26 protein-coding genes are annotated in these 23,819 nt (G+C 68.3%); 13 read left to right on the top strand and 13 right to left on the bottom strand.

Annotated features, from left to right (window positions below; all coding sequences use genetic code 11):
- The first annotated feature begins 31 nt into the window (after nt 1-31).
- The 4 genes from NFW30_RS09855 to NFW30_RS09840 all read left to right on the top strand — a co-directional run bounded on the left by NFW30_RS09855 (nt 32) and on the right by NFW30_RS09840 (nt 2,434).
- Complete coding sequence (locus tag NFW30_RS09855) at nt 32-661, top strand: sensor histidine kinase (RefSeq protein ID WP_295353900.1); 630 nt, start codon at nt 32-34, stop codon at nt 659-661.
- A gap of 6 nt (nt 662-667) precedes the next feature.
- Nucleotides 668-1,309 (top strand): response regulator transcription factor, encoded by a 642-nt coding sequence (locus NFW30_RS09850; protein ID WP_295353898.1) that lies wholly within the window; start codon nt 668-670, stop codon nt 1,307-1,309.
- Nucleotides 1,310-1,559: 250 nt separating this feature from the next.
- Nucleotides 1,560-1,979, top strand: coding sequence for a hypothetical protein (locus NFW30_RS09845; protein ID WP_295353896.1), 420 nt, complete (start codon nt 1,560-1,562; stop codon nt 1,977-1,979).
- Nucleotides 1,976-2,434 carry a response regulator transcription factor gene (locus tag NFW30_RS09840; RefSeq protein ID WP_295353893.1) on the top strand — a complete coding sequence of 153 codons (459 nt, stop codon included), beginning with the start codon at nt 1,976-1,978 and terminating at the stop codon, nt 2,432-2,434. The genes NFW30_RS09845 and NFW30_RS09840 overlap by 4 nt, the downstream gene beginning before the upstream one ends.
- Nucleotides 2,435-2,551: 117 nt before the next feature.
- Here the strand turns inward: NFW30_RS09840 and NFW30_RS09835 are convergent, their stop codons facing one another.
- A complete protein-coding gene (locus NFW30_RS09835) occupies nt 2,552-2,941 on the bottom strand; it encodes a VOC family protein (RefSeq protein WP_295353891.1) in 390 nt (129 codons plus the stop codon).
- 571 nt (nt 2,942-3,512) lie between these two features.
- On the opposite strand from NFW30_RS09835, the gene NFW30_RS09830 reads away from it, so the two are divergent.
- From NFW30_RS09830 to NFW30_RS09815, 4 genes are read left to right on the top strand one after another with little or no spacing between them, the layout of a single operon-like run.
- Nucleotides 3,513-4,094 carry a YidB family protein gene (locus NFW30_RS09830; RefSeq protein WP_295353888.1) on the top strand — a complete coding sequence of 194 codons (582 nt, stop codon included), beginning with the start codon at nt 3,513-3,515 and terminating at the stop codon, nt 4,092-4,094.
- A 55-nt stretch (nt 4,095-4,149) separates the two neighbouring features.
- Nucleotides 4,150-4,635 (top strand): ankyrin repeat domain-containing protein, encoded by a 486-nt coding sequence (locus tag NFW30_RS09825; protein WP_295353885.1) that lies wholly within the window; start codon nt 4,150-4,152, stop codon nt 4,633-4,635.
- Nucleotides 4,629-5,099 (top strand): hypothetical protein, encoded by a 471-nt coding sequence (locus NFW30_RS09820; RefSeq protein ID WP_295353882.1) that lies wholly within the window; start codon nt 4,629-4,631, stop codon nt 5,097-5,099. The genes NFW30_RS09825 and NFW30_RS09820 overlap by 7 nt, the downstream gene beginning before the upstream one ends.
- A complete protein-coding gene (locus NFW30_RS09815; RefSeq protein ID WP_295353879.1) occupies nt 5,093-5,950 on the top strand; it encodes an amino acid ABC transporter substrate-binding protein in 858 nt (285 codons plus the stop codon). The genes NFW30_RS09820 and NFW30_RS09815 overlap by 7 nt, the downstream gene beginning before the upstream one ends.
- A gap of 74 nt (nt 5,951-6,024) precedes the next feature.
- Here the strand turns inward: NFW30_RS09815 and NFW30_RS09810 are convergent, their stop codons facing one another.
- Both NFW30_RS09810 and NFW30_RS09805 read right to left on the bottom strand, forming a co-directional pair.
- Nucleotides 6,025-7,515, bottom strand: a complete 1,491-nt coding sequence (locus NFW30_RS09810) for a DUF3482 domain-containing protein (protein WP_295353876.1) — start codon at nt 7,513-7,515, stop codon at nt 6,025-6,027.
- Nucleotides 7,515-8,936, bottom strand: a complete 1,422-nt coding sequence (locus NFW30_RS09805; protein WP_295353873.1) for a DUF2868 domain-containing protein — start codon at nt 8,934-8,936, stop codon at nt 7,515-7,517. Before NFW30_RS09805 ends, NFW30_RS09810 begins: the two co-directional genes overlap by 1 nt.
- Nucleotides 8,937-9,205: 269 nt before the next feature.
- On the opposite strand from NFW30_RS09805, the gene NFW30_RS09800 reads away from it, so the two are divergent.
- A complete protein-coding gene (locus NFW30_RS09800) occupies nt 9,206-9,823 on the top strand; it encodes a hemolysin III family protein (protein WP_295353870.1) in 618 nt (205 codons plus the stop codon).
- A gap of 28 nt (nt 9,824-9,851) precedes the next feature.
- On the opposite strand, the gene NFW30_RS09795 is transcribed toward NFW30_RS09800, so the two are convergent.
- From NFW30_RS09795 to NFW30_RS09785, 3 genes are all read right to left on the bottom strand, one after another.
- Entirely contained in the window at nt 9,852-10,316 is a 465-nt protein-coding gene (locus NFW30_RS09795; RefSeq protein WP_295353903.1) for a copper chaperone PCu(A)C, read from the bottom strand.
- A 143-nt stretch (nt 10,317-10,459) separates the two neighbouring features.
- Nucleotides 10,460-10,882: a DUF1318 domain-containing protein gene (locus NFW30_RS09790; protein WP_295353867.1), complete on the bottom strand. Its 423-nt coding sequence runs from the start codon at nt 10,880-10,882 to the stop codon at nt 10,460-10,462.
- An 18-nt stretch (nt 10,883-10,900) separates the two neighbouring features.
- Nucleotides 10,901-11,491: an SCO family protein gene (locus NFW30_RS09785; protein WP_295353866.1), complete on the bottom strand. Its 591-nt coding sequence runs from the start codon at nt 11,489-11,491 to the stop codon at nt 10,901-10,903.
- Nucleotides 11,492-11,893: 402 nt separating this feature from the next.
- Here NFW30_RS09785 and NFW30_RS09780 point away from each other — a divergent pair, with 402 nt between their 5' ends.
- The gene (locus NFW30_RS09780) at nt 11,894-12,022 is read left to right on the top strand and encodes a hypothetical protein (protein WP_295353863.1); all 129 of its coding nucleotides are present in this window, start codon (nt 11,894-11,896) and stop codon (nt 12,020-12,022) included.
- Nucleotides 12,023-12,106: 84 nt separating this feature from the next.
- Nucleotides 12,107-12,256: a hypothetical protein gene (locus NFW30_RS09775; protein ID WP_295353860.1), complete on the top strand. Its 150-nt coding sequence runs from the start codon at nt 12,107-12,109 to the stop codon at nt 12,254-12,256.
- Nucleotides 12,257-12,491: 235 nt separating this feature from the next.
- Here the strand turns inward: NFW30_RS09775 and NFW30_RS09770 are convergent, their stop codons facing one another.
- On the bottom strand, nt 12,492-14,087 hold the full coding sequence (locus NFW30_RS09770) for a hypothetical protein (protein ID WP_295353858.1): 1,596 nt from the start codon (nt 14,085-14,087) through the stop codon (nt 12,492-12,494).
- Between the two features lie 303 nt (nt 14,088-14,390).
- Nucleotides 14,391-14,696, bottom strand: a complete 306-nt coding sequence (locus tag NFW30_RS09765) for a hypothetical protein (RefSeq protein WP_295353855.1) — start codon at nt 14,694-14,696, stop codon at nt 14,391-14,393.
- A gap of 702 nt (nt 14,697-15,398) precedes the next feature.
- Here NFW30_RS09765 and NFW30_RS09760 point away from each other — a divergent pair.
- The gene (locus NFW30_RS09760) at nt 15,399-15,818 is read left to right on the top strand and encodes an OsmC family protein (protein WP_295353852.1); all 420 of its coding nucleotides are present in this window, start codon (nt 15,399-15,401) and stop codon (nt 15,816-15,818) included.
- On the opposite strand, the gene coq7 is transcribed toward NFW30_RS09760, so the two are convergent.
- From coq7 to NFW30_RS09745, 3 genes are read right to left on the bottom strand one after another with little or no spacing between them, the layout of a single operon-like run.
- Nucleotides 15,815-16,438, bottom strand: a complete 624-nt coding sequence (gene coq7, locus NFW30_RS09755; protein WP_295353849.1) for a 2-polyprenyl-3-methyl-6-methoxy-1,4-benzoquinone monooxygenase — start codon at nt 16,436-16,438, stop codon at nt 15,815-15,817. The two genes, NFW30_RS09760 and coq7, sit on opposite strands and share 4 nt — an antisense overlap.
- 58 nt (nt 16,439-16,496) lie before the next feature.
- Nucleotides 16,497-17,072, bottom strand: a complete 576-nt coding sequence (locus NFW30_RS09750; RefSeq protein WP_295353846.1) for a CNP1-like family protein — start codon at nt 17,070-17,072, stop codon at nt 16,497-16,499.
- A complete protein-coding gene (locus tag NFW30_RS09745) occupies nt 17,069-17,614 on the bottom strand; it encodes an RNA pyrophosphohydrolase (protein ID WP_295353844.1) in 546 nt (181 codons plus the stop codon). Before NFW30_RS09745 ends, NFW30_RS09750 begins: the two co-directional genes overlap by 4 nt.
- A 248-nt stretch (nt 17,615-17,862) precedes the next feature.
- Here NFW30_RS09745 and rimO point away from each other — a divergent pair, with 248 nt between their 5' ends.
- Nucleotides 17,863-19,179 carry a 30S ribosomal protein S12 methylthiotransferase RimO gene (rimO, locus tag NFW30_RS09740; RefSeq protein WP_295353841.1) on the top strand — a complete coding sequence of 439 codons (1,317 nt, stop codon included), beginning with the start codon at nt 17,863-17,865 and terminating at the stop codon, nt 19,177-19,179.
- A gap of 66 nt (nt 19,180-19,245) precedes the next feature.
- On the opposite strand, the gene NFW30_RS09735 is transcribed toward rimO, so the two are convergent.
- Both NFW30_RS09735 and NFW30_RS09730 read right to left on the bottom strand, forming a co-directional pair.
- Nucleotides 19,246-22,368, bottom strand: coding sequence for an error-prone DNA polymerase (locus tag NFW30_RS09735; protein WP_295372037.1), 3,123 nt, complete (start codon nt 22,366-22,368; stop codon nt 19,246-19,248).
- Between the two features lie 870 nt (nt 22,369-23,238).
- Nucleotides 23,239-23,819: hypothetical protein (locus tag NFW30_RS09730; protein WP_295372035.1), on the bottom strand; the 581-nt coding region annotated here is incomplete at its 5' end.

Below are 23,819 nucleotides of genomic sequence, written 5' to 3'. Positions count from 1 at the left end.
CTCACCCCGGAATAGCTCGGGACGGAGAGGCTTGAATAGGGCGGGACGTAACAAGGAGGAGCGGGTGCGGATCGCGCGGGAACTGCACGATGATCTCGGCAGCATGCTGACGGGAGTCAAGTGGGCGATCGCGACCGCCATCGAGCGTGCGCAGCGGGCCGCGATGCCCGCCGACCCGCAGCTTGCCAACGCGTCACAGCTCCTTGATTCGGCAGTGGATACGATGCGTCGCATCATCAGTGATCTGCGGCCGAGCGTTCTCGACCACCTCGGCGTGTGGACGGCGATCGAGTGGTATGCTGGCCAGATCGAAGAGCGGACCGGCCTGCAGTGCAGGGTAGCCGTTGCCGAAGAGGTTGCGGCAATCGAGGTCGATGCGGAGCGCGCGACCGCGATCTTCCGTATCGTCCAGGAGGCGTTGAACAACTTCGTCCGCCACGCCCGCGCGTCGCGCGCCGAGATTCGCATCCGTCGCGAAGCGGGTGCCGTTATCATTGCAGTCGAGGACGACGGTGTGGGCATCGGCGACGACGCCTTGGTCAGGACGGAATCCTGGGGCCTGCTGGGAATGCAGGAACGTGCCGCCCGCTTCGGTGGCGACATCGCGCTGTCGCGCGGAGTCAAGGAGGGGACCATCCTTGTCTTGCACATGCCGGTTTGAGGAGCGATGAGCGGACGCAAGCTCCGCATCCTGCTGGTGGACGATCACGCCATGGTGCGCGGCGGCTTGCGGCTGCTGCTGGCCGAGAGCGGTGAGATGGAGGTGGCGGGCGAGGCGGAGAGCGCCGAGCAAGCGATCGGCTTGGTCCGCCAAGGCGAGTACGACGTCGCACTGGTCGATATCGGCCTGCCGGGCAAGGGTGGCCTCGACCTGTTGAAACAGCTCCGGTCGGAGCGGCCCAGACTGGCTGTGCTCATGTTGAGCATGTACGCCGAGGAGGTCTATGCCGTGCGGGCGCTGAAAGCCGGTGCTGCGGGCTATCTGACCAAGAACAGCGAGCCGGCAACGCTTCTCGCGGCGATCCACAAGGTCGCGCGCGGCGGCAAGCACGTCAGCCCGGGATTGCTGGAGCAGTTGGCGGTCGAGGTGGGGCAAGGCAGGAAATCGGGGTCCGATGCACTGTCCGACCGGGAGATCGAGGTGCTGCGGCGGATTGCCGCGGGCGAGAGCCTGAACCACATCGCCGCGGCGTTGCATCTCAGCCCGAAGACGGTGACCACCTATCGTGCCCGAATCGTCGAAAAGACCGGCCTGCAGAGCAACGCCGAACTAGCCCGCCATGCCCTCGAGAAGGGGATGCTGTCGTGAAGGGACGGCGCCCGGGCCAGCGGGCGGGATCGTCCACCGCCGCTCCGCCGCGCAACTTGGCCGCCTGCGCGCCGTCGCCGACCGCGTGTAGGGAATTCCCTACTGCCGCCGTATCGTCCATCGCCTACAGCGAGATTGCACGCGGCGCCGATAGCAGATGATCGAGGTCTGCGGGATGATGTGGGCTCGAAATCGACTCGCGTGACAGGGATCCCTTTCCCGATGCGGTTCGACGATCGCGGAGATCACCATGGATGCCTGCGCATCACCTGTCCCGCAGCACCGCTGCACCCGCCTCATGCTGGTGGATGCGGACGGCCTCTTTCTGGACGAGGTCGGCGGCGCCCTGCGGGGGCACGAGGAACTCGTCGTCGTTGCGGCGACCCGTTCCATCGAGGATGCCTACGACTTTGCCGCCAGGCACACACCCGATGTGATCGTGATCGGCTGGGGCGAGGGTTCGCGCGCTTTCGTTCATGCCACGTTGGCCGGGCGATCCGCTGGTTTGCCCGACCCCATGGTGGTGATCGTCCTGCGCCGCGGAATCACCAGTGTGCCGGGTCTGATGTCACTCAGCCTCCTGCCCAACGTGGCGCTGTTGATGCCGGACCAGGTCGACAGGCTGTTGCGCCGAAACTGCCTTGCCAAGCCTGGCGAGCGAGCGCATTGATCCGGCTGCCGCTGCGCGATGCCGTTGCTTGCTCCTCCCTGGAACCGGGCGTGATGTCAATCCTGATCGTCGATGATTCAGCCGTTGTCCGTCAGGTACTGCGCGAGATCCTGGCAGAGGTGGAAGGCACGGAAGTGGTGGGCGAGTTCGCGAGTCCTGCGCCGGCAATCGAAAGCATGCGAAGCAACCCGCCGGACATCGTCCTGCTCGATATCCAGCTCGTCGATGGCAGCGGTCTTGAGGTCCTGCACGCGGTGCGTTCAAACCATCCGCAAACGAAAGTCCTGGTGTTCACGAACCACGTGGAGGAGGTCTACCGCAAACGATGCCTGAAAGCGGGAGCCCATGCCTTCTATGACAAGAAGAGCGACCTGCAGGCACTCAGGCAGGACTTGCGTCGCCTTGCGCCGGTTCGTCAGGAGAGTGGCAGCGGACCTGCAGCCAGGGGCGCCTGAAGCGGCGCCTGTCTTCTTGCCGACGGCGTCCGGGCCGAGCACCCCTGGCGCGGGGCCAGGCGATTCGCCGGCGGCTCCCGGCGCAGGTGCCGGGCACGAGCCCGCGGCTGGTGCCCGTCAGGCGTCTTCGGCAGCGAAGTTGAGTTCGACGCCGTTGCCTGCCGGATCCTGGATGAACAGCTGAACCTGCGCGCTTCCCGGCACGCGCGCCTTGGTGAAGGCGATTCCCGCCTGCTCGAGCTTGCGCTCGAACTCGGCGCGACCGCGACAGGTGAACGCCGCGTGGTCGAAGGTCGACGCCCCGGCTGGCACAGGTGGATCGCCAGCCCGGGTCTCGGAAAGGTGCAGGACCGGCTGGTCGCCGGCATAAAGCCAGTAGCCAAAACTGGCGAACGGCGGCCGCTCGCCGGGCAGCAGCCCGACCACCTCGCAGTAGAAGCGGCGCAGTTGTTCCATCAGTGGGCGAGGTGCGCGCAGATTGTAGTGATTGAGGCCCAGGGTCAGCATGGTTTCATCGTCGTCGTCGTGGGAATCAGTTCGCCGACACGCGAGGCGTGTTCGAGCCCGGCGCTGCCTGGGCGCTTCCGGCACCTGCTCCCGCCCGCGAGACCGAACGGGAGATGTCCGGCAGAGCGAACCCGGTGCTGCCAGCGGATCGCGCGCACGACGAGGGGACCGCGCCCCGGCGTGCGCGATGACCGCCGGCATTGGGGATGGTCAGGCGCCATGCGGGAAAGTATCTCCGCTCCTGCAACCATTGGTCAACCGGAAACCTGTGCCGCATCGTTCCCGCTCCCGGGCAACAGCCGCCGTCGCAGCCGCGTGCCTGCGGGACGCTGCGGGCCATGCAGCGGCGGATCTCCGGCCTTTCATCGCTCCTGTTTGCCTGCGGCAACGAGTCTGTCATCATAGGCCCCGTGTCCGCCACGGCCGGCGGCAGCGGCGAGGGGGACGGCGGGCTGAGGGGGGCAACGGGCTGACCAGCGGTTGCGCCGGCGGCGGCAGAGACGGAGCGTCGCTGCGGCTGGGCTCCGCGTACGGCGCAACGACTCGATCACACATCGGAAAGGGATGCAACATGGGACTGCTGGACGGAATTCTGGGTGGTGTACTCGGGAACGATGGCGGCGCGTCGCCCGCCGCGGCTCAGGCGGGTGGGGGCAATCCACTGCTGACGGCACTGCTGCCGGTAGTGCTCGGCATGCTGCTGGGTCGGCAGGGCGGCGCAACGTCGGCTGGCGGCGGTGCTGGCCTGGCTGAGGTGCTCGGCGGCATGCTCGGCGGTGGTCGCCAGGGCGCCGGTATCGGTGACGTTCTCGGCGGCTTGCTCGGCGGCGGGGGTGGCGGTTCCGGGGCAGGCGGTCTGCCGGCGCTGCTCGAGCAGTTCCAGCGCGCCGGTTTCGGCGAACAGGCGAGTTCGTGGGTGTCGACCGGTGACAACCTGCCGCTGCCGCCGGGGGCGATCGGCCAGGTGTTCGGCGATGAGACCCTGGCGCAGATCGCGCGCCAGGCTGGCGTCAGCGAAGCCGATGCCAGCGCCGGACTGGCGCACTTGCTGCCGGAGGTGGTCGATCGCGTCACCCCGGACGGCCAGGCGCCAGACCTCGATCAACTCGTCGCCAGTGTTGCCAGCCTGACGCGACAGTTCGCTGGCGGCTGAAGGCCATTGCCGGCCAGCGACACCGCGTGCCGTTTGCCGTCGAGGAGGAAGCGACATGAAGACCCTGAGAATCGTGCCACTGGTGCTCACCGCACTGCTGGCCATGCCGCAGGCGCGGGCCGAGGTGCTTGGCGCCCACGACGCGGCGGTCCACGACGCCGCCCGCCTGGGCACGGGGGCGCAGGTGGCCGCCATGCTGAAGGCCGAGCCGGTGATGCGGGACGCGCGCACCAACAGCGGCGCGACGCCGCTGCACCTCGCCGCGACCAATCCCGACCTGTCCGCGCTGAAGACGCTCATCGCCGCCGGCGCCGACGCCAATGCGCGCGACAACGAAGGCATCACGCCCCTGCACATGGCGGCCTACACGCAGAAAGCCGAGCATGCGCAGCTGCTGCTCGAGGCGGGCGCCGATCCGGCGATCAGGAGCAATGCTGGCCGCGACGCCACTTCGATGGCGCGCAAGGCCATGGCCCACGAGGCCGCGGGCGTTATCTCGCTGTGGATTCTCAAGGGCTGCAAGGCAGGACAGCCGTGCTGAGGTGGCGAGCCGTCGCGTTGCTCGAACTTTTCGCGACCGCTGCCGAGGCGGCGGAAACGCTGCCAGCCATCGACATCTACGGCGCGAAGGTCTGCATTGCCTGCATCGACTGGGCCGACCATCTGCGGGAACACGGCTTCACGACAGCCGACGATGGCACCGAGGACATTCTGGCGGTGAAGCGGCGGCTCAGGGTGCCGAAGGAAGAACTGTACGACGCCGTGCTCGTCGCGCCCGACGGCGAAACCAGCACCAGGGCCAGGCACTGGCGGCGTCCGGCAGTTCCGGCTCGCTGCCTGACGGATTCCGGCGCCTTTCCCTGCGCACACTCCGCCCGGGCAGACGCCGGCGCGCGCCGGAAGTGGCAAGAGAGCCCGTTCTTCGGCATACTTGCCGCGCCGGCGAGAGACCTGCCGCGGCGAATCATCACCCCAACCCACATCAAGGACAACCCATCATGCTGAAAAGAACCCTGCTGCTTGCCGGCGTCGCCGTGAGTCTTGCTCTTGCCGCTCCGGCCGGTGCATCGGAATCGAGCCTCGCGCGGATCAAGCAGAGCGGCACGTTGAAGCTCGGCTACCGCGAGAACTCGGTCCCCTTCTCGTTCACCGGCGACGACAGGCAGCCGCGCGGCTACAGCGTCGACCTCTGCCGCATCGTCGCCGACGACATCGGCAAGCAGCTCAACCTGCCCAAGCTTGATGTCCGCTGGGTGCCGGTGACGGCCCAGAGCCGCTTCGCGGCGCTGAAGAGCGGCGAGATCGACCTCGAATGCGGCAACACGACGCAGACGATTTCACGTCGGGCCGATTTCGATTTCAGCCTGATGACCTTCGTCGACGGTGCCGGACTGCTTTTCCGTGAGGGCGAGGTGCCGACCACGGTCGAGTCGCTGAAGGGCCAGCGGGTGGCTGTCGTCGCCGGCACGACGACGGAAACGACGCTCGAGCGGATGATCAAGGCGGGCCAGCTCGGCATGCTGCTGATCCGGGTGCCGGATCACGATGCGGCGATCAAGGCGCTGACCGACAGGACCGCGACGGCCTATGCCGCCGATCGCACCGTCCTCGTGACGACGGCGCTGATTCGCGGCAAGGGGCAGCCCTTCGCGCTGGCCGAGATGCAGTTCAGTTATGAGCCCTACGGGTTGATGATGCGCCGCGATGACGATCTCCGGCTGGCGGTGGACCGGACGCTCGCGCGCCTCTATCGCTCGGGTGAGATCGGCCCGATCGTCAAGCGCTGGTTCGAGCCGTTCGGCAAGCCGGGCGATGCCCTGCAGGCCATGTTCCTGCTCAACGGGCTGCCCGAATAGCCGACTCGCGCCTTGGGCGGTCGCGTGCCGCGGGCGGCCGTTGCCGAAGTGCCGGCGCGCCGGGCGGCGATCGCTCAGCTGCGCGCCGCGTCGCCGATCGCTCCGGGGTAGAGCCGTTCGAGCACCTCGCGGGCAGTCTCCGCGAGCAGCCGGCGCAGGCTCGCCGCGAGCATTTCCTCACTGGCGCCGGTGGCGTCGCCGGCTTGCGGCCGCTGTGCCCAGAGCGCGGTGAGAGCAGGTCGGCGGGCCGCAAGGACCTCCGCGACGAGTTCGCGCCAGAACGGCGGGTACTCGCTTTCGGCCCATTCGCCGCGACCGCGACCGAAGTGTGCGACGGCGAGATAGCGCAGCAGCGCCGAGACGACGAGGCCGTCGAGCAGTTCGTCGTCCCAGCCGAGCCGTGTCGCGCTGCGCCCGCGCAGCTTGTTGACGCCGCGCGCCACGCCGGCACCACCGGCGGCGCCGGCTAGTGCGCCGAGCACCGTGCCGGCGCCGAAACTCAGTCCACCGGCAGCCAAGTCGGCTGCCAGCCCGGAGAGCGCCCCGGAAACGACGCCGCTGACGGCCGCCGCCTTGCCGGTGTGCAGCGGGGCTTGCGTCCGCAGGTGTTCGCCGATGCGCGCGCGCACTGCGTCGGCGGCATGGCCGCTGAGCTCGTGCAGGACGATCAGGCGATCGGTGCTGGCGCGCAGCCGGTCGTCGAGCCGGCTGGCCAGCGCTTTCGCGGCGCGCTGCCGGTCGACGTTATCCTGTTCGCCGGCGACGACCGAACGCAGCGCCGTGCGCAGCTGGTCGCGCAGGCGAGGGGTGGCGAGCGCTTCGCTGTCGCAGGCGGCGCCGGCGATTGCCGTCGCCAGTGCCGCCATCGCCTGGGCGAACTGGCGCTCGCGCCGGCTCGTCCAGGCGGTGACCAGGCGTTGGCAGGCGGCGGCCTTGTCGGCAACGATCGAAGCGGCCAGCGTCCGCAGGAGGACGATCTCCTGTACCCAGCAGCGTGCGAAGGCATCGAGCGTCAGCACTTCGCGGACGAAGGATCGATCGCCGAGCACCGCGCGCCAGCGTTGCACGTCCGCCTGTTCCGCCGCGGGTGGCTGCGGCGGTCCGGTCTGGTTGAGCAGGACGACGACCGGCCGGCCGATCCACGCCAGCACGTCGAGTTCGGGCGCGAGATAACCGGCGTCGGCCGGCGCCTCGGCGGCGTTCACCAGGTAGAGGACGACATCGGCCTCGTCGCGAACGTTGCGCACCGCTTGCTGCGAAAAGTAGAAGGGCTGGTCGCGAAAGCGGTCCCAGATTTGCGACAGGAACCAGCCGATCGGGTTCCCCTGCTGCGCCAGCCGTCGCGCCAGGCGGGCGCTGTCGCCAAAGCCGGGCGTGTCCCAGAGCAGCAGGGTGTCGCCCTCGGCGGTGTCGATCAGCGGGTAGGGCGTCGATTCGGTCGTGACGTGCGCGGCGTCGCGCACCTCGCCGACGTCACGCCCAAGCAGGGTGCGCGCCAGGGTCGTCTTGCCGGCGTTGGTGTGCGAGATCAGCGACAGGGCGATGGCTCGGGCGTCGGCGCTCATCAGCCGTGCTCCGCGAGGTTGTCGGCGAGCGCGCTGGCGGCCTCGCCGAGGCTGCCGCCAGCAGCGCTGCCGGCGGCGGCGATCGCCGCGAGGTCGGCAAAGACGCAGCCGACGCGCAGCGTCGCGCACAGTTCGCGCCAAGCGGCGCGGCGTCCCGCGACCCGCTCCGGTTCGCGGCCACGGGCGAGAAAGCTGCTCTCGTCGACCAGTGCGACGAGCCGTCGGGAGCCGCCGCCCGGATGGCCGAGCGCGCGCAGGAAAGCGCCGTGCGCCTCGCGTTCCGGCGTCGCCGTGGCGTTGAACAGCGCGATGATCTGGCTGCCACCACTATCCGAGCCCACCCGCAGCGGCGCGTCCTCGTCACCATAGCGCACCGCCGCGCCGACGGTCAGCTGCGTATTGCCGCCGAGCGCGCGGGCGACCAGTCGTTCGAGGCCGCTGGTCGCCGCGGGCGGCAGCGTGTAGCTGTAGGGGATCACACTGAGCCGCAGCGGGCCGCCGCGAAAGTCGCGCAGCAGGCGAGCGAAGTAGGGTTCGTCGAGTGCGATCGGCAGGCTGGTCGAGCGGCGGCTCTCGACCAGCCTGGCTAGCAGGGCGAGCACGAGACGCGGCGCGATGACGATGGCGGCGACGCTTGCCGCCAGCAGGTGCAGCCAGCGGGCCGCATTCTCGCCAGCGGGTGCGCGGATGGCTTCGATCTCGTCCACCGTCGGCAGGGGAATCCCGCTCAGAGCCACGCCCGGTGCGAGTGCGATGGCGAGCAGCCGATGCACGTCGCCGGCAGCGAGGAAGGTACTCTCCCAGGTGGCCTCGTAGGCGAAGGCGAGGCCGCGCAGATAGATGCCGGCGAGCACGCCGGTTGCCAGCAACGCTGCCGCGAGGTGCAGGATGCGTGCCGTGCGCGCGCCATGCAGCGGCGCCGAGAGGCGGCTCCAGTCGCTTGCCAGGCGGGCGACCGCGGTCCCGAGTTCGCCTTCCGGGTGGGGTTGCAGCCCAGTCGCGAGCCGGCCGATGGCTCGTCGCCAGGGCTGTCGCATCGCTTCGCCCGGGCGGCGCCGGCAGAACCTCGCCGCCATCAGCAGGTAGACGGCGAGGTTCCAGGCGAGCAGTGCCAGCACCGGCGGCATCAGGACGTTGATTCGCTGGCCACCGCCGATGCGGTCGACCATGAGGCCGCCGATGAAGGCGGCGACGGCGATCGCACTTGCCAGCCAGGGACGCCAGCACAGCGCGCGAACGGCGCGTGGGATGACCGGGAAGCGTTCGCCGAATCGCCCGAGCGCCAGCCGCGCGCGCTCCGCCAGGAAGTCCGCGTCCCTTGCCCCCTCGCCGACGACCTCGGCGGCGGCCCGGCTGGCCCAGGCCCGGTCGCCATCTGACCACAGTACATGCGCGCTGTCCGCCGTCTCGAAGGCTCGCACGGCGACGATCTCCAACCCCCGCAATTCGGTGACAGTATACTCAATCGAGCGCGTGTCATCCGCCGAGGGGCTCGACGACCGTCGGTTCAAGCGCGAAGCGACGCAGTCGGGGTGCCCGGTCGACGGACGAAGTCTGCCGTTACCGAATCCTGCGGGCATCAGGGCATCGCCCCGCGTGTCGGCTGCTGCCGACGATGATTGACCGGAGCAGAGACCAAGCCCGACAATGGACCGATCTCCGATGGGTCGAGGGAAATGCAGGGGTCCGCATGTATCATGGTGAGAAACTCAACGCATGGACGCATCTGGTCGGGGCGGTGCTGGCGCTGATTGGCGCGGTCGTCCTGATCGTCCTCGCGGCGCGGACAGGCGACCCCTGGAAGATCGTCAGCGTCTCGATCTACGGCGCAACCCTCGTTCTCCTCTACAGTTTCTCGACGCTCTACCACAGCTTCCGTGGCCGCGCCAAGGAAATCTTCCAGAAACTCGACCACCTCAGCATCTATCTGCTGATTGCCGGCAGTTACACGCCGTTCTGCTTGGTCACCCTGCGCGGCCCCTGGGGCTGGTCGCTGCTGGCCGTCGTCTGGGGTCTGGCGGTGGTCGGCTCGCTGCAGGAGTTCTGGCTGAAGAGCGATGCGCGCGTGCTGTCGGTGGTGATCTACGTCGTCATGGGCTGGGCGGTGCTGGCCGCACTGCCACCGCTGCTGCAGGCGCTCGGTACGGCCGGCTTCGTCTGGCTGGCGGCCGGCGGCGCTGCCTATACGCTCGGCATCATCTTCTACGCCCTCGACTCTCGCCTGCGGCACGCGCACGGCATCTGGCACCTCTTCGTGCTTGCCGGCAGCGCTGCCCAGTACGTCGCCATCGTGCTCCATGTGCTTTGAGCGACCGGCGCGGCTTCGCCGCCGGCGCTCAGTGCTTGTGTTCGCCCGCCGGCGAAGAAGCGGCGGCGGTGAGGTCGCGCACTTCGGCCTTGACCTCGATGCTCTCGATCTTGCGGTCCTTGCCCTCGATCTGCAGGGTCAGCGGCACCGATTCGCCCTTCAGCAGCGGCTGCTTGAGACGGATCAACATCACGTGGTAGCCGCTCGGACCGAGTTGCACCGTCTTGCCGGCGGGCAACTCGAGGCGGGGAATGGCGCGCATGCGCATCACCTGGCCGTCCATCTTCATCTCGTGGATCTCGGTGACGGCGGCTGCCGGGCTGCTGGCGCCGACGATCGTCGCGCCGGCCTTGCTGCTGATCTCCATGAAGGCGCCAGTGGCCTGCTGCCCGGCGACGGTACCACGCACCCAGGCGTTGCGCACCTCGACATCGGCGGCCAGCGCCGCGCCCGATCCGACTCCGAGCAGCAGCAGCGACGCGGAAAGCATCATCCTCTTGTTCAATGCAGCCTCCATTCTCTTTCAGAAAAACGATCATCAACAGATACTTGCGTATCACTCCATGGTGCGGTGGCGCAGCCGGAGGTGGCCGGGCGCCGCGGACCGGTCGCCACGCCCGACGGTGGCAAGGGCGCTCAGCGCTTGATCGACCATTGCCCCTGCGCGTCCTCGATCCACCAGCCAGCGTGCCATTGTGCCTTCCAGCGCTGGATCTGCGCTGCGCGCACCGCCGGCTCCCAGTTCTGTCCGCCATGTCCCTCGGCGAGCGCGTAGATCAGCGAGTTGCGATCGGGATTCTCACTGTCGATCAGCTTTTCGGCGATCTGGCGTTGCGCCAGGTTGAGGCGGCTGCCGTCGCGCAACCTGACCATGCCATCGTAACCGAGGCCGATGATGCCCGCGTCGTAGAAGCGGACGAGGCGCGAGGCGCGCTGCGCCAGGCCGTGCTTGACGATCACGACCGGTGGCGTACCCAGATCCAGGTTGACCTGGTCGGGGCTCGGCGCCGCGGCAACCGGCAGGGCGAGAAAGGCAAGCAGCAGCAGAAGGCGTGTCATTTGAGGGCTCCAGGGTGATCACTTGCCGTCGAGCAGCAGCTTCAGGTCGGCAGCGACATGGTCGGGAGCCTCACCGTGGCGGACGAGCAGCCGCAGGCGACCCTGCGGATCGAAGGCGTAACTGCCGGTCGAGTGATCGATGCTGTAGCTGTCGGGGGTGCTGCCCGGTTGCCGGGCATGGAAGACCTTGAACTCCCTCGCCGCCGCTGCGGTCGCCGCCTCGTCGCCGCGCAGGCCGATGAACCCGGGATCGAAGGCGGTCACGTATTCGGCGAGCAGTTGCTGCGTGTCACGCGCCGGGTCGAGGGTGACGAAGAGAACCTGCACGCGTCCGGCGTCGCTGCCGAGGCGGGCGACGGTCTCGCGCATCGACAGCAGCGTCGTCGGGCAGACATCCGGACACTGCGTGTAACCGAAGAACACGATCACCGCCTTGCCCTTGAAATCGGCCAGCCGGCGCGGCTGACCGAGGTGATCGGTGAGCGCCAGCTCCTTGCCCCAGTCGACACCCGTAATGTCGGTCGATTTGAACGCTGGCGGTCCGGAGCAGGCGACGAGCAGCAGGTTGAGGAGCAGGACCAGGCTGGCGAGGGAGGGGAATGTCGTCATCGTCTTCGTGTTTCGCTCGTGCGGGCCGCTGCAGGATCTGGGGTGGCATCCCCGACCCGATATTGTCGTTCGCGCAGGCATTCTGGGCAAGGTCTGGAGTACAGCTTGCCCGGCTGACTGGTGATCGGGGGCCTGCCGCAGTCGGATCATCTTCGCTGTCCTTCGTTGCTGGCAGGCGCTGCCCGCAAGACGGCGTCGATGACCGTTCGCGATGTCGGCGCAACCATGCTTCCTTTCCGCCAAGGTGAAGGACCGTCGCCATGCAGACCTGCTTCTCCCTTGCTCCCGAGACTGGCAGAGGACTGCCGCCGTTGGCCTGGCCACTGCCGTGAACTGGCCGCCCGCAGCCGGCTGCGGGCGGCTTGGTGACTCCGGGCGGGCGGTCGCGGTGACGGCAGCCCGATGAGCCAGCACGTGTGCATCGTCGGCGCCAGCATCGTCGGGCTGCAGGAGCGGCCCACTGGAGGCATCCACACAGCCTTGGAGGAGGTGATCGACAACCATGCGCCGTGCGTACACCTGGTGGCCTGATCCGCCGCAGTGGCGGGGAAGTCCATTACGCGGCGCCGGTACGCGGGCAGCGCTTGGCCGCAAACCGAATTCCTGCAGACCCAGTTGGCCGTGATCGAGGACTATCTGCGGCACTTCCCGGATGAGCAGAGAGAGTTCCGCGCACTGGCATGGATCGAAGCGCATGCCTGTGCCTACCGCCAGCAGTGGCAGGTACAGGCAGCGAACAGGCGCGACCGTCGACTGTCGGCGTGAGCGTGCCGACCATGCCGGCGACGTGTGGATGGTATCGCTTGCCGCAGACGATGTCTGCCGTATCGACCACGCGCAGGGATCGGTCGTTGCCGGCAACTCTGGTCTGCCCGTTCGCGCCCTTGCGTCCGGGCAGACGATCGATGCAGGCCCGTCGCCACGCATCCCGTCGTCGCTCACCCGGGTGGAGGGTGGCGATCCGAAATTTGGTATACCGTCACTGAAACATGAAACATGGTCATCGCTGATCAAAGGCCATCCAGCGGTATTGGCGGGCTTGGCGGACGCCGCCGACGATCTCCTGAAAGTCGCCAGCGAAGGTCAGGCCGTCGGTACGGCGGCCCGTCCACTCCTGCGCGTAGTTGGGATCCGCGGAGCGGCGGGTGAGGTGCAGGCGCTGCGCGGCGTGCTCCCAGCGACCGGTCACCGCGTCACCGTACATCTCGCCGGCAACGCTGCCGTCGCCGTCGATGCGGTGCAGGCGCAGTTCCGTCTGCCAGCCGTTGCCGTCAACGAGCAGGCGGGGTGCGGCGCGCCAGTCGTAGGCGGCCTGCCCGGTCACGCCGTCGTGAATCTCCTGGAAAGATCCCGCGATGCGGCCCGTCAGGCTGCGTGTCTCCGGGTCGAGTTCGAGGACGCCGGTGTACCGCTGCTCGTAGCCGGGGCCGAGAAAACGGGTGAAGTGAATGGCGCGCGTGCCTGGATTCCACTCACCTTCCATTGGCTGGCCATAGAGGGTGCCGTTGAACCGGTTGCCGAATACGCTGTCGATCCGCAGCAGACCGAGCCAGCCATTGCCCACGATGATGTTGTTCGCCCCCTCGGCGACGGCGCTGGGAAACGGAAAGTCGACCCAGGGCGGAATCTGGTTTGCCGCCGGCGGTTGCCGCTGCTGGTAGCGGTGTGAGAAGAAGCTGTAGATCCGTCCGTCGCCGCCAGGCGGAACACTGTACGAGAAGAGCGGCGGCGTCGCACCGGTGTCGAAATCCAGCGTGATGTCATCACGAGCCGGATGGTTCGGGTCGTAGATGCGCAAGCGCACCCGCCGTCCGTTGCGCTCGAATCCGTAGACCAGAACCTGATGGTTGTTCCCCACTTTGAAGGGATCGTCGGTATTCACCTGCACCAGTCCGATCGGCGACGGCGCGCCGTTGCGGAGGTCGCTCTCGATGCCGGGCAGCGCGCTGAAATACGCCGTGCGGGCGCGCTCGCCGGCGCTGCACCCCGGGCTCATCAAACGCAGGTATTCGGTCCATCCGAGGCCGTCGAAACTGTCGTACAGGCGAGCGACGAGGTACTCATACAATACACCGGAGACCGGTCCCGCCTTGTGCGACGGGATCGCCATGCCGGCGTGGAAATGGTCACGCACCGCGTACACCATGCCGCCGCACAGTCCGTTCGCGGCGTCGCCGATCGCCATGACAACGTTGCCGACGCGCACGCTGACGTGCGCCGTGTTGGCAGGGAACTGGTTGGCAAAGCGGAAGCCGTGCGTGCTCGGCAGGAAACCGGGCACGTCGATGCGCTCCTGGGTCGTCAGGCGCAGCTCGGAGCCACCCATGTACTCGAGCATGTCGCTCGCGCGATGGAGTTCGCCGACGCTACCGGGCGGGCCGGCAGGCACGAGAACGCGGCTGGGCGGAATCAGCGACAGCGGCTGCCGATCCCGGATCTCGAGCTGAAAGCGGGAGGCGCTGTAGCCGATGCCAGCCTGAGCGCCAGCGACGAGCGTTCCTTCGTAGGCCGGCGAGATCCCGAAGGCGCGCGTCCGGTCATCGGGGCTGAAGATCCGCCAGTAGATCGAGCTCGAACTACGATTGATCAGCGGCATGTGCTGTCTCCTCAAAGCTGGTTGTTGCGAGGGCCGGGACGGCAAGACGGAAATCCTGCCGATCGCATGATTGTCGTCGGCGATGGCAGCCGTGCGGCATCGACTCAGGACCGCCCACGGCGCTCTGCGGAGTACAGCCCGGCAAGCTCGCCATCGAGGGCGGAAGGCGCGGGCGTGGGGCGGGCCGGTCTCCCGTTCGCGGATGGGCAGCGCATCTTACGGCACCTGGCGAGCCGGCGAGCAGCTCCGGCCGGCGTGCGACGGGGTGGCCGCGGCATTGGCTGGGTCGGCCGGTCGGCGGCATCAGGGAGCATTCGCCTGCATGGCTTCGAGGTTGCGCACACATGCGGCCTTGCTTTCGTAAACCAGGTACTCGCTCTTCTCGCTCCTGCGACAGGCGAATGCGGGGTCGCGCAAGCCGAATGTACCATCCGCGTGATGTTCGCACGAGCGAAAGCCCTTCAGGGCTGTCTCGGTGATCACGCCACACCTGGCAGTGCTCGGCTGCAGCCAGTCGAAGCCGAAGGAACCGGCGGGCGGTGCGGCGGGGGCAGCGACACAGGGGGTGAGTGCGCTACTGGCAAGCAGGAGAAAGAAGTGTCTGAGCATGTTCGATGCCTGCTGATTGGCACGGTGGCTGACCGGGCGGTGGAAAACCCGTCTTGCGGGTGCAATGAAGAAGCGGTCCGCGGCGATGCCAGGCTGGACGAAGCCGCCCAGCGGACGCGGCGAGGGCGACGCGCCCATATCGCAACCGGGCCGCGCCGCAAACGAGGAACTGTCCCCTGATGAAACTGGCGGGCATCTTACTCTGAGCTCGCCACCGGAAGCAACGCTGGATGGCGTGAGCCTCATCGCCGGCAGCAGCGGCGTGTTCGACGGACCGGGACGGGAATCGAGGTGGGGGAGGAAGAAAAAAAAGCGCGACTCGTGGGAGTCGCGCTAAATCCACACCAAAGGAGGAGGGTGGAGGAGACAAGTCGAGTGGGAGGAAGGTCCCGCTGCAAGTGTTACGTTGAGTACGTTATGGCTGCGCCGAGAGCAAAGGTCAACTATTTTTTGTGCGTTGCAGAATCTTTTTTTTCCGGTTTTCTGGGGGATTGCCGTGAATTGTAAAAGACCTTTAATATTCATCATATTGATCATTGTATCAGAGACGCTTTTCACTATATGCAACACTGCTCGTCGGCAAGAGCGGCCCTCCAGCTACCGGTCATGCTGCAACGCAGCATGATGCCTCGGTGTTCGTGCAAGCACTTGCGGCTACAATCGGCAACCTGATCGAAGCGTTCTGCAGCCAAGGAGGAGCAAATGGAATGTACGGTGAAGTGGACCGGCAGCGGGATGTCCTTTCTCGCCGAGACGGGTAGCAATCATGCGTTGGTGATGGACGGTGCTCCCGAAGCGGGCGGGCGCAATCTGGCTCCGCGGCCGATGGAACTGCTGCTGGCCGGCACCGGCGGCTGTACCGCCTATGATGTGGTACTGATCCTGAAGAAGGGTCGCCAAGCCGTCGCCGGGTGCGAAGTCAGCTTGCGGGCGGAGCGGGCCGAGACCGAGCCACGCGTATTCACGAGCATCCATTTCCACTTCCGCGTCAGCGGCAAGCAACTGAAGCCGGATGTCGTCGCGCGGGCGATCGAGCTGTCAAAGGAGAAATACTGCTCGGCGTCGATCATGCTTGGCAAGACCGCTGCCATCAGCCATGACTTCGAGATCATCGAAACCTAGACGTAGTAGGCGGTGCGCGTCATCGCCCTTGCTGCCAGCCGCATCGCGACGATCGCCGGTGGCGGAAGCTCGCGAGCCCCGAGGTGCATTGCCGTTTCGGCATGGGCGATCTCGTCGCTTCGCATCTGGGCGACGATCGCTCGCGACCGCTTGTCCTGCTCGGGCAGTTCGCTGAGGTGGCTGTCGAGGTGCGCCTCGACCTGGCGCTCGGTTTCGGCGAGGAAGCCAAGACTCCAGTCATCTCCCAGCTTGCCGGCGACGACACCGATCGCCAGGGCACCCAGGTACCAGAACGGGTTGAGCAGGCTTGTGCGGCTCCCCAGCTCAGCCAGGCGACGTTCCGTCCATGCCAGATGCTCGGTCTCTTCGCGCGCGGCCTGCTCGAGCGCCCGACGAATGCCGTCCTGGCGCGACGTCAGTGCCTGACCCTGATACAGCGCCTGCGCACAGATTTCGCCGACATGGTTCACGCGCATCAGCGCTGCGGCATGGGCCTTCTCGGCTTCCGACATGACGGACTCCGCCTCGCTGTTGCCCGGGACTTCCCGTACCGTCGAGGCCGGTGCGCACAGCGTGCGCAACGCCCTGTCGAACTCCATGATGAAGCGATCGCTGATCATTGTTGCCTCGGACGTGCCGTTGCCCTCGATGGTCGCGCCAGCGGCTGCCGGCGGCCGCTCATGGCCTGACGCGCAACGCCGCGTGGCCGCCGCGCCGCAAGGTCTCGAGCATCTGTTCGGGTGTCTGCTGCACGACCGTGATCGGACAGAAATACTCGGAGAAGAGAGCCGCATGATGCCGGTTGAGGGTGCTGTTGGTGATCCTCACCCAGCGATCGTTCCGTGCCCGTGCCCAAGTCTCGTCGCTGCGGCCGAGCGCGTACAGCCGGCGTTCGCCGGTCGCACACTTCATTCCTTCGTAGCTGACGTTGCGCGCCCCCGACGGGCTGACGATGACCAGCACGTAGCGCGTGACGCCATCGCTGCCGACGCTGAGCGACGCGCTGTCGATCAGGAACTGGTTGTTCGTCGTCGCGCTGACGGTGAAGGGCACCAGGTTTTCGCTGCGCGGAAAGGCCGGCAACTCGACTTCCGCTTCCGGAGCAGGTCTCGGCTCGCCATCGGGGTCGTAGCTTTCCGTCAGTGCCGTCGACGGCCAGGCCAGGACGACGGCCAGCAGCCAGCACGCGCGGGTGGCGACGGCGCGCAGCCGGACGGCGGCACTACGGAAGCGAGCGGTCGTCGGCACACTCATTCCTTGCCGGGCAGCGCGGTCGGCGGCGGCGAGCGGAACTGCAACGCTGCGCGCTGGGCGCGGCGTGCATCGGCATTGAGGAAGCGGGCGAGCTCGTTGAGGGCCTGCTCGTAGACCCGGCGCTTGAACTCGATCACGGCGTCGAGCGAGACCCAGTAGCTGTTCCAGCGCCAGGCGTCGAACTCGGGGTGGTCGCAGGCACGCAGCGACACGTCGCAGTCGCGACCGACCAGGCGCAGCAGGAACCAGATCTGCTTCTGTCCACGGTAACTGCCGCGCCACTCCCTCCTGACCCAGTGGGTGGGTACGTCGTAGCGCAACCAGTCCTTGGTCCGGCCGAGAACGAGTACGTGCTCGGGCAGCAGGCCGATCTCTTCATGGAGTTCCCGATACATGGCCTGCTCGGGCGTCTCACCCCGCTTGATGCCGCCTTGCGGGAACTGCCATGAATGTTCTCGAATCCGCTTGCCCCAGAAGACCTCGTTCCTGGCATTGCAAAGAATGATGCCGACGTTCGGGCGATAGCCTTCACGGTCAAGCATGTCCGACACCTGCCAATCAAATCGTTGAGAGCATTTTTCCACAATTCCCGTGGCTTGCAAAGCATCGCGGGAAGCGAAGGGGGCTGGCGGCGGTGTTCGCCGCGGTCAGCCCGCTGCGGCATGCGTGCGCTGCGCGTGACGCGGATTCGTCGTTGCCGGCGGCGGGCAGTGCCGGCAGCAGCTTCGCGCAGGACGAGCCGCCCGGGTTGTATACTCCCGCTCCTTTCATTCGAGCCGCACGCCACACCATGTCCACGCCGAAGAACATCGGTTTCGTCTCGCTGGGTTGCCCGAAGGCGCTGGTCGACTCCGAGCAGATTCTCACCCGGCTGCGCGCCGAGGGCTACCTGATCTCTCCTTCGTACGAGGGCGCCGACCTGGTGGTGGTCAACACCTGCGGCTTCATCGACGCCGCGGTGGACGAATCGCTCGAGGCGATCGGCGAGGCGCTGAGCGAGAACGGCAAGGTGATCGTCACCGGCTGTCTCGGCGCCCGCGCCGGGCTGATCCGCGAGGCGCACCCGCAGGTGCTGGCGGTGACCGGTCCGCACGCGACGGACGAGGTGCTGCAGCATGTGCACGCCCACCTGCCGCAGCCGCACGATCCATTCACCAGCCTGCTGCCGCCGCAGGGGGTAAAGCTGACGCCGCAGCATTTCGCCTACCTCAAGATCTCCGAGGGCTGCAACCACAGCTGCACCTTCTGCATCATCCCGTCGCTGCGTGGTCCGCTGGTCAGCCGGCCGATCGGCGACGTGCTGCAGGAGGCTCGCACGCTCGCCGCAGCGGGCGTGCGCGAGCTGCTGCTGATCTCGCAGGACACCAGCGCCTACGGCGTCGACCTGAAGTACCGCACCGGCTTCGTCGGCGGGCGGCCGCTGCGCACCCGGCTGCGCGAACTGTGCGAGGCGCTGGCCGAACTCGGCATCTGGGTGCGGCTGCACTACGTCTATCCCTACCCGAGCGTCGACGCGCTGTTGCCGCTGATGGCCGAGGGCCGCATCCTGCCCTACCTCGACGTCCCTTTCCAGCATGCCAGCGCGCGCATCCTGGCGGCGATGAAGCGGCCGGCGAGCGCCGAGAACAATCTCGAGCGCCTGCGGACCTGGCGCGCCATCTGCCCGGAACTGACGGTGCGCAGCACCTTCATCACCGGTTTTCCCGGCGAGAGCGAGGCCGATTTTGCCGAACTGCTGGCGTTCATCGCCGAGGCACGGCTCGATCGCGTCGGCTGCTTCGCGTATTCGCCGGTCGACGGCGCGACCGCCAATGCGCTGCCGGGCGCCGTGCCGGAAGAAGTGCGCGAGGAGCGCCGGCAGCGGCTGATGGAGTTGCAGGAGGACATCTCGGCCGAACTGCTGGCGGCGAAGATCGGCCGCGAGATCGATGTCCTCGTCGACGAGGTCGATGACGAGGGGACGATCGCCCGCTCGGCGGCCGACGCACCGGAGATCGACGGGCTGGTGTTCATCAACGACCATTTCGCTGCCGCGCCCGGCGACTTCCTGCGCGTGCGGGTGGTCGACGCCGACGAGCACGACCTCTACGCCGAGTTGGTGGCGTAGGCAGCCGCTGCCCGCGCTGCCGGTCGCTGGCCCCGGGCAGGCGCGCGCTGCGCCGTCCACCAGCCATCAGTGGAAGTTGCGGCTCGTCGTCGGCAGCCGGCCGAGCAGGACGCTCAGGTCGACCAGCCGCCTGGCGACCAGGTGCACGACCGTTCCCGCGCGCTGCACCTGCCCGAGGACGCCGAGCAGGCGGGCGCCGAGGAGTTCGCGGCGTTGCCGCTCGGCGAGTCGCGAATGGACGACGATGTTGGCGAGGCCGGTTTCGTCCTCGAGGGTGACGAAGACGATGCCGCTGGCGGTGCCCGGCCGCTGCCGGCAGGTGACGATGCCGGCGGCGCGCAGCAACTGGCGGTCGGCTGCCGCCTGCAACTCGCAGGCGGTGACGAAGCGTTGCGCCGTCAGGCGGTCGCGCAGCAGACAGAGCGGATGGCGACCGAGGCTGAGGCCGCTGCTGGCGTAGTCGGCGACCAGGTTCTCGCCTTCCGAGGGTTCGGCGAGTTCGACAGCACTTTCCGGCGGCGGCGTGTCGTGCAGCAGGTCGAGCTGCAGGCTGACACCGGCGGCCGCCCAGGCGGCCTGCCGGCGATGGCCGGCGAGACCGGCGAGCGCGCCGGCGGCCGCCAGCAGGTCGAGGTCGCGGCGTTGCAGCCGGGCGCGGCCGGCGAGGTCGGCGAGGCTGGCGAACGGTCGCTGCGCGCGTGCCGCCTGCAGGCGGCTTGCCGCTGCCTCGGGCAGGCCGGCGATGCTGGCGAGGCCGAGGCGAACGGCCGGGCCGGCGGCCGTCGCGCCGGGTTGGGGATGGTCTTCGAGCGTCGCCTGCCAGTCGCTGGCGCCGACCGTCGCCGGGCGCACCTCGACGCCATGCCGGCGTGCGTCCTGCACCAGTTGTGAGGGCGAGTAGAAACCCATCGGCTGGCTGTTGAGCAGCGCGCAGAGGAAGGCCGCCGGATGGTGGCGCTTGAGCCAGGCCGAGACATAGACCAGCAGGGCGAACGAGGCAGCGTGCGACTCCGGGAAGCCGTATTCGCCGAAGCCGCGGATCTGCGCACAGATGCGCTGCGCGAAGGCTTCGTCGTGGCCGCGCTGGCGCATGCCGGCGGTCAGCTTCTGCTCGAAGGGCTCGAGTCCGCCCTTGCGCCGCCAGGCCGCCATCGCCCGGCGCAACTGGTCGGCCTCGCCGGGAGTGAAGCCGGCGGCGACGACGGCGAGCTGCATCACCTGTTCCTGGAAGATCGGCACGCCGCAGGTGCGGCCGAGAACGGCGGCGATCTCCGGCGGCATGGCGTCGATGGCCTCCTGGCCGTGGCGGCGGCGCAGGTAGGGATGGACCATGTCGCCCTGGATCGGGCCAGGGCGGACGAGTGCCACCTCGATCACCAGGTCGTAGAAGTTGCGTGGCCGCAGACGTGGCAGCATCGCCATCTGCGCCCGCGACTCGACCTGGAAGACGCCGACCGTGTCGGCGGCGCAGAGCATCTCGTAGACCGCCGGATCCTCGGCCGGGATGTCCGCCAGGCGGCGGCCGGTCAGGTCGAGCGCGCGATGGATCGCCGACAGCATGCCGAGCGCCAGGATGTCGATCTTCAGCAGCCCGAGCGTGTCGAGATCGTCCTTGTCCCACTGGATCACGGTCCGTTCCGGCATTGCCGCGTTCTCCACCGGCACCAGGCGGGCGAGCGGGCCGCGGGCGATGACGAAGCCGCCGACATGCTGCGACAGGTGGCGCGGGAAGCCGCGCAGCGTGTCGGCGAGCAGCAGCCAGCGGGCGACGCGCGGTGCCGCCGGATCGAGGCCGACGGCCTGCAGGCGGGCGGGCAGTTGCTCGCGCCGGTCCCACCAGGCGAGCGAGCCGGTCAGGGCATTGATCTGCGCCAGGCCGAAACCGAGGGCGCGGCCGACGTCGCGCAGCGCGCCGCGCGTCCGGTAGGTGCTCACCGCCGCCGTCAGCGCGGCGCGTTCGCGGCCGTAGCGGCCGTAGAGGTACTGGATGACCTCCTCGCGCCGTTCATGCTCGAAATCGACGTCGATGTCCGGCGGTTCGCCGCGCTCGCGCGAGATGAAGCGCTCGAAAAGCAGGTTCGATCGTGCCGGGTCCACCTCGGTGATGCCGAGGCAGTAGCAGACCGCCGAGTTCGCCGCCGAGCCGCGTCCCTGGCAGAGGATGCCGCGGCTGCGGGCGAAGTTGACGATGTCGTAGACGGTCAGGAAGTAGGGCTCGTAGGCCAGTTCGCCGATCAGTGCGAGTTCGTGTTCGACGCGCGCGCCGACGCCGGCCGGGATGCTGCCGCCGTAACGCCGCTGCAGGCCGCGGCCGACCTCGTCGCGCAGGGAGGAGGACGGCGTCTGGCCGGGCGGGACGACCTCGTCCGGATACTCGTAACGCAGCTCGTCGAGCGAGAAGTTGCAGCGTCCGGCGATGCGCAGCGTTTCGGCCAGCAGTTCCGGCGGGTAGAGACGCGCCAGCCGCAGGCGGCTCCGCAGGTGCCGCTCGCCGTTGGCGAAGAGCGCAAGTCCCGCGGCAGACAGCGTGCTGCGCAGGCGGATCGCCGTCAGCGTGTCCTGCAGCGCGCGGCGCCCGCGCCGGTGCATGTGGACATCGCCGGCGGCGACCGCCGGCAGGCCGCTGGCGCTCGCCAGTGCCAGCAGGTCGGTCAGCCGCTGCGCGTCATCGGCGCCGCAATGCAGCCCGACCGCCAGCCAGGCGCGCGCCGGGAAGCACTGCGCCAGCCAGCGACCATCGTCGGCGCTGTCGCCCGGCTCGGCGACCCAGAGCGCCAGGCAGTCCGGTACGGCGCCGCTGCCGCCGGGAAGCAGGCCGGACGTCTCGAGGTCGCTGCGCAGCAGGCGGTACTCGCCCTTGCGCGAGCGCCGGCGGGCGAGCGTGATCAACGCCGACAGGTTGCCGTAGCCGGCGCGGTTCTGCGCCAGCAGGAGCAGCCGCAAGCCCTCCTGCTGCCGGTCGGCGAGGCGGAACTCGGCGCCGATGATCAGCTTCAGCCCGCAGCCGGCGGCGGCCTTGTGCGCCCGCACGACGCCGGCCAGCGAGGCCTCGTCGGTGATCGCCAGCGCGCTGTAGCCGAGCGCCTGCGCCGCTTCGACCAGTTCCTCGGGATGCGAGGCGCCGCGCAGGAAGGAGAAGTTCGAACAGCAGTGCAGTTCGGCGTAGTCGGGCGGCTGGTCGTTGGGCATCCGGTGCGGCAGCGAAGGAAGGAATGTCCGCCCGGTTGCGGCAGGGCAGGCGGTGCAAAAGCTGTATGAAAGTACAGTAGTGATGTTAGCTCTTTTGCCCGTGCCTGGGTGTTCTTTGCATGGGGTCGGTGGGGCGCAGCGCGCTGCTTCGCCCGGTTGCCGGTCGGTCGGCACGTGGGATGGTGGCCGAGCGGCAGGGATGCGAGAGGGGCCGGCAGCCTGTCCGATCGAGCCGCGGCGGTGCGCGATTGTCACCGTAGCCGTAGCGCAGTCGATGCGAGGAGCGTGCGAGTTGGCGCGAGGAGCGTGCGAGTTGGAGTTAGGGGCGTGCAAGTTGAGGCGAGGGGCATGCGAGTTGAAGCGAGGAGCGTGCGAGCTGAGGCGAGGGGCGTGCGAGTTGGAGCGAGGAGCGTGCGAGCTGGAGCGAGGGGCGTGCGAGTTGGAGCAAGGGGCGTGCGAGCTGAGGCGAGGGCCGTGCGAGTTGAGGCGAGGGGCGTGCGAGTTGGAGCGAGGGGCGTGTGACTCGTGGTCAAGGCCGTGCGAGTCGAAGCCAGGGGCGTGCGAATCCAGGCCGGCAGCGTGCAGGTTTCAGTCAGGGTACGCCCGCGGCGGGGTCCTCGACTGTTGGCGTGAGACCGGCGGCCATGGGCGAAACCCGTTCGTTGCCGCCAGCTCGCCGCAGGGTCGATCAGCCACGCATGGCGACGTCCCGACGCCAGGAACCTGCGCAGCACCGCCGGACGTCGGTTCGTCGCCTTGCTTCGCTACAACGGCGTCCCTCGCTGCCAACCCGGAGCCGGACGACCGGGGCGAATTGCCGTGGCGAGTGGCAAAGGGACGCCGGCGGAACCGCACCGGCGCGCGGAGCGGTTACCCGGCTGCCTTCGTCGAAGCGGGCGGCGTCCCGCCGGCGGGCTTCTTCGCGCGTCGCGGGGCGCGGTCGATGTGGCTGGCGCTATCCCAGGCGCGCATCCTGTCCCGGTTGCGGGCGTACTTGTTGTTCATGATCGCGTCGAGCTGCATCACCTCGGCCATTCCCTCGCGGATCAGGCGGCCGACGGCGGCGGTACTGGCGACACCGGTCTGGTCGTCCGACTGCATGTCGGCGTCGGCCGAGCGGATCGCCGCGATGTCGTCGGCGAGGTCGGCAACGAAATCCGCCGGCAATTCGTAAGCGAGGAACCTGGCCGCGACCGCCGGGTCGGCGAGTTCGCGCGCAAAGGCGTCGGCGGCGGTCAGCAGCGCCTTCTGGTTCGCGCCCGCTGGGCTGCGAAAGCGGTCAGCGAAGCCCGGTTCGCCGGCATCGATGGCGCGCGCCGTGCGGGCGATCCCCTGCAGATCGAGGCGCAGCGAATCGAAGAGAACCTCCTTCGCCGTCGCCGAGCCGCCATCCTGCCGCGCCTTCTCGACATCGAGATCCGCGACGATCTGCGCCAAGCGCGCAAAATGCC

The sequence above is a fragment of the Accumulibacter sp. genome, from assembly GCF_023806635.1.
Lineage (GTDB): Bacteria > Pseudomonadota > Gammaproteobacteria > Burkholderiales > Rhodocyclaceae > Accumulibacter.
This window is presented reverse-complemented; position numbering and strand designations above follow the sequence as displayed.

What these genes read in the sequence shown, in the direction of transcription:
- NFW30_RS09785 (WP_295353866.1), bottom strand. Translation starts at nt 11,491, where the DNA reads ATGACGACATTCCCCTCCCTCGCCAGCCTGGTCCTGCTCCTCAACCTG.
- NFW30_RS09810 (WP_295353876.1), bottom strand. Translation starts at nt 7,515, where the DNA reads ATGAGCGCCGACGCCCGAGCCATCGCCCTGTCGCTGATCTCGCACACC.
- NFW30_RS09825 (WP_295353885.1), top strand. Translation starts at nt 4,150, where the DNA reads ATGAAGACCCTGAGAATCGTGCCACTGGTGCTCACCGCACTGCTGGCC.
- NFW30_RS09735 (WP_295372037.1), bottom strand. Translation starts at nt 22,368, where the DNA reads ATGCCCAACGACCAGCCGCCCGACTACGCCGAACTGCACTGCTGTTCG.
- NFW30_RS09750 (WP_295353846.1), bottom strand. Translation starts at nt 17,072, where the DNA reads ATGAGTGTGCCGACGACCGCTCGCTTCCGTAGTGCCGCCGTCCGGCTG.
- NFW30_RS09790 (WP_295353867.1), bottom strand. Translation starts at nt 10,882, where the DNA reads ATGACACGCCTTCTGCTGCTGCTTGCCTTTCTCGCCCTGCCGGTTGCC.
- NFW30_RS09845 (WP_295353896.1), top strand. Translation starts at nt 1,560, where the DNA reads ATGGATGCCTGCGCATCACCTGTCCCGCAGCACCGCTGCACCCGCCTC.
- NFW30_RS09745 (WP_295353844.1), bottom strand. Translation starts at nt 17,614, where the DNA reads ATGCTTGACCGTGAAGGCTATCGCCCGAACGTCGGCATCATTCTTTGC.
- NFW30_RS09800 (WP_295353870.1), top strand. Translation starts at nt 9,206, where the DNA reads ATGTATCATGGTGAGAAACTCAACGCATGGACGCATCTGGTCGGGGCG.
- NFW30_RS09850 (WP_295353898.1), top strand. Translation starts at nt 668, where the DNA reads ATGAGCGGACGCAAGCTCCGCATCCTGCTGGTGGACGATCACGCCATG.
- NFW30_RS09765 (WP_295353855.1), bottom strand. Translation starts at nt 14,696, where the DNA reads ATGCTCAGACACTTCTTTCTCCTGCTTGCCAGTAGCGCACTCACCCCC.
- NFW30_RS09815 (WP_295353879.1), top strand. Translation starts at nt 5,093, where the DNA reads ATGCTGAAAAGAACCCTGCTGCTTGCCGGCGTCGCCGTGAGTCTTGCT.
- rimO (WP_295353841.1), top strand. Translation starts at nt 17,863, where the DNA reads ATGTCCACGCCGAAGAACATCGGTTTCGTCTCGCTGGGTTGCCCGAAG.
- NFW30_RS09770 (WP_295353858.1), bottom strand. Translation starts at nt 14,087, where the DNA reads ATGCCGCTGATCAATCGTAGTTCGAGCTCGATCTACTGGCGGATCTTC.
- NFW30_RS09760 (WP_295353852.1), top strand. Translation starts at nt 15,399, where the DNA reads ATGGAATGTACGGTGAAGTGGACCGGCAGCGGGATGTCCTTTCTCGCC.
- NFW30_RS09795 (WP_295353903.1), bottom strand. Translation starts at nt 10,316, where the DNA reads ATGATGCTTTCCGCGTCGCTGCTGCTGCTCGGAGTCGGATCGGGCGCG.
- coq7 (WP_295353849.1), bottom strand. Translation starts at nt 16,438, where the DNA reads ATGATCAGCGATCGCTTCATCATGGAGTTCGACAGGGCGTTGCGCACG.
- NFW30_RS09830 (WP_295353888.1), top strand. Translation starts at nt 3,513, where the DNA reads ATGGGACTGCTGGACGGAATTCTGGGTGGTGTACTCGGGAACGATGGC.
- NFW30_RS09780 (WP_295353863.1), top strand. Translation starts at nt 11,894, where the DNA reads ATGAGCCAGCACGTGTGCATCGTCGGCGCCAGCATCGTCGGGCTGCAG.
- NFW30_RS09835 (WP_295353891.1), bottom strand. Translation starts at nt 2,941, where the DNA reads ATGCTGACCCTGGGCCTCAATCACTACAATCTGCGCGCACCTCGCCCA.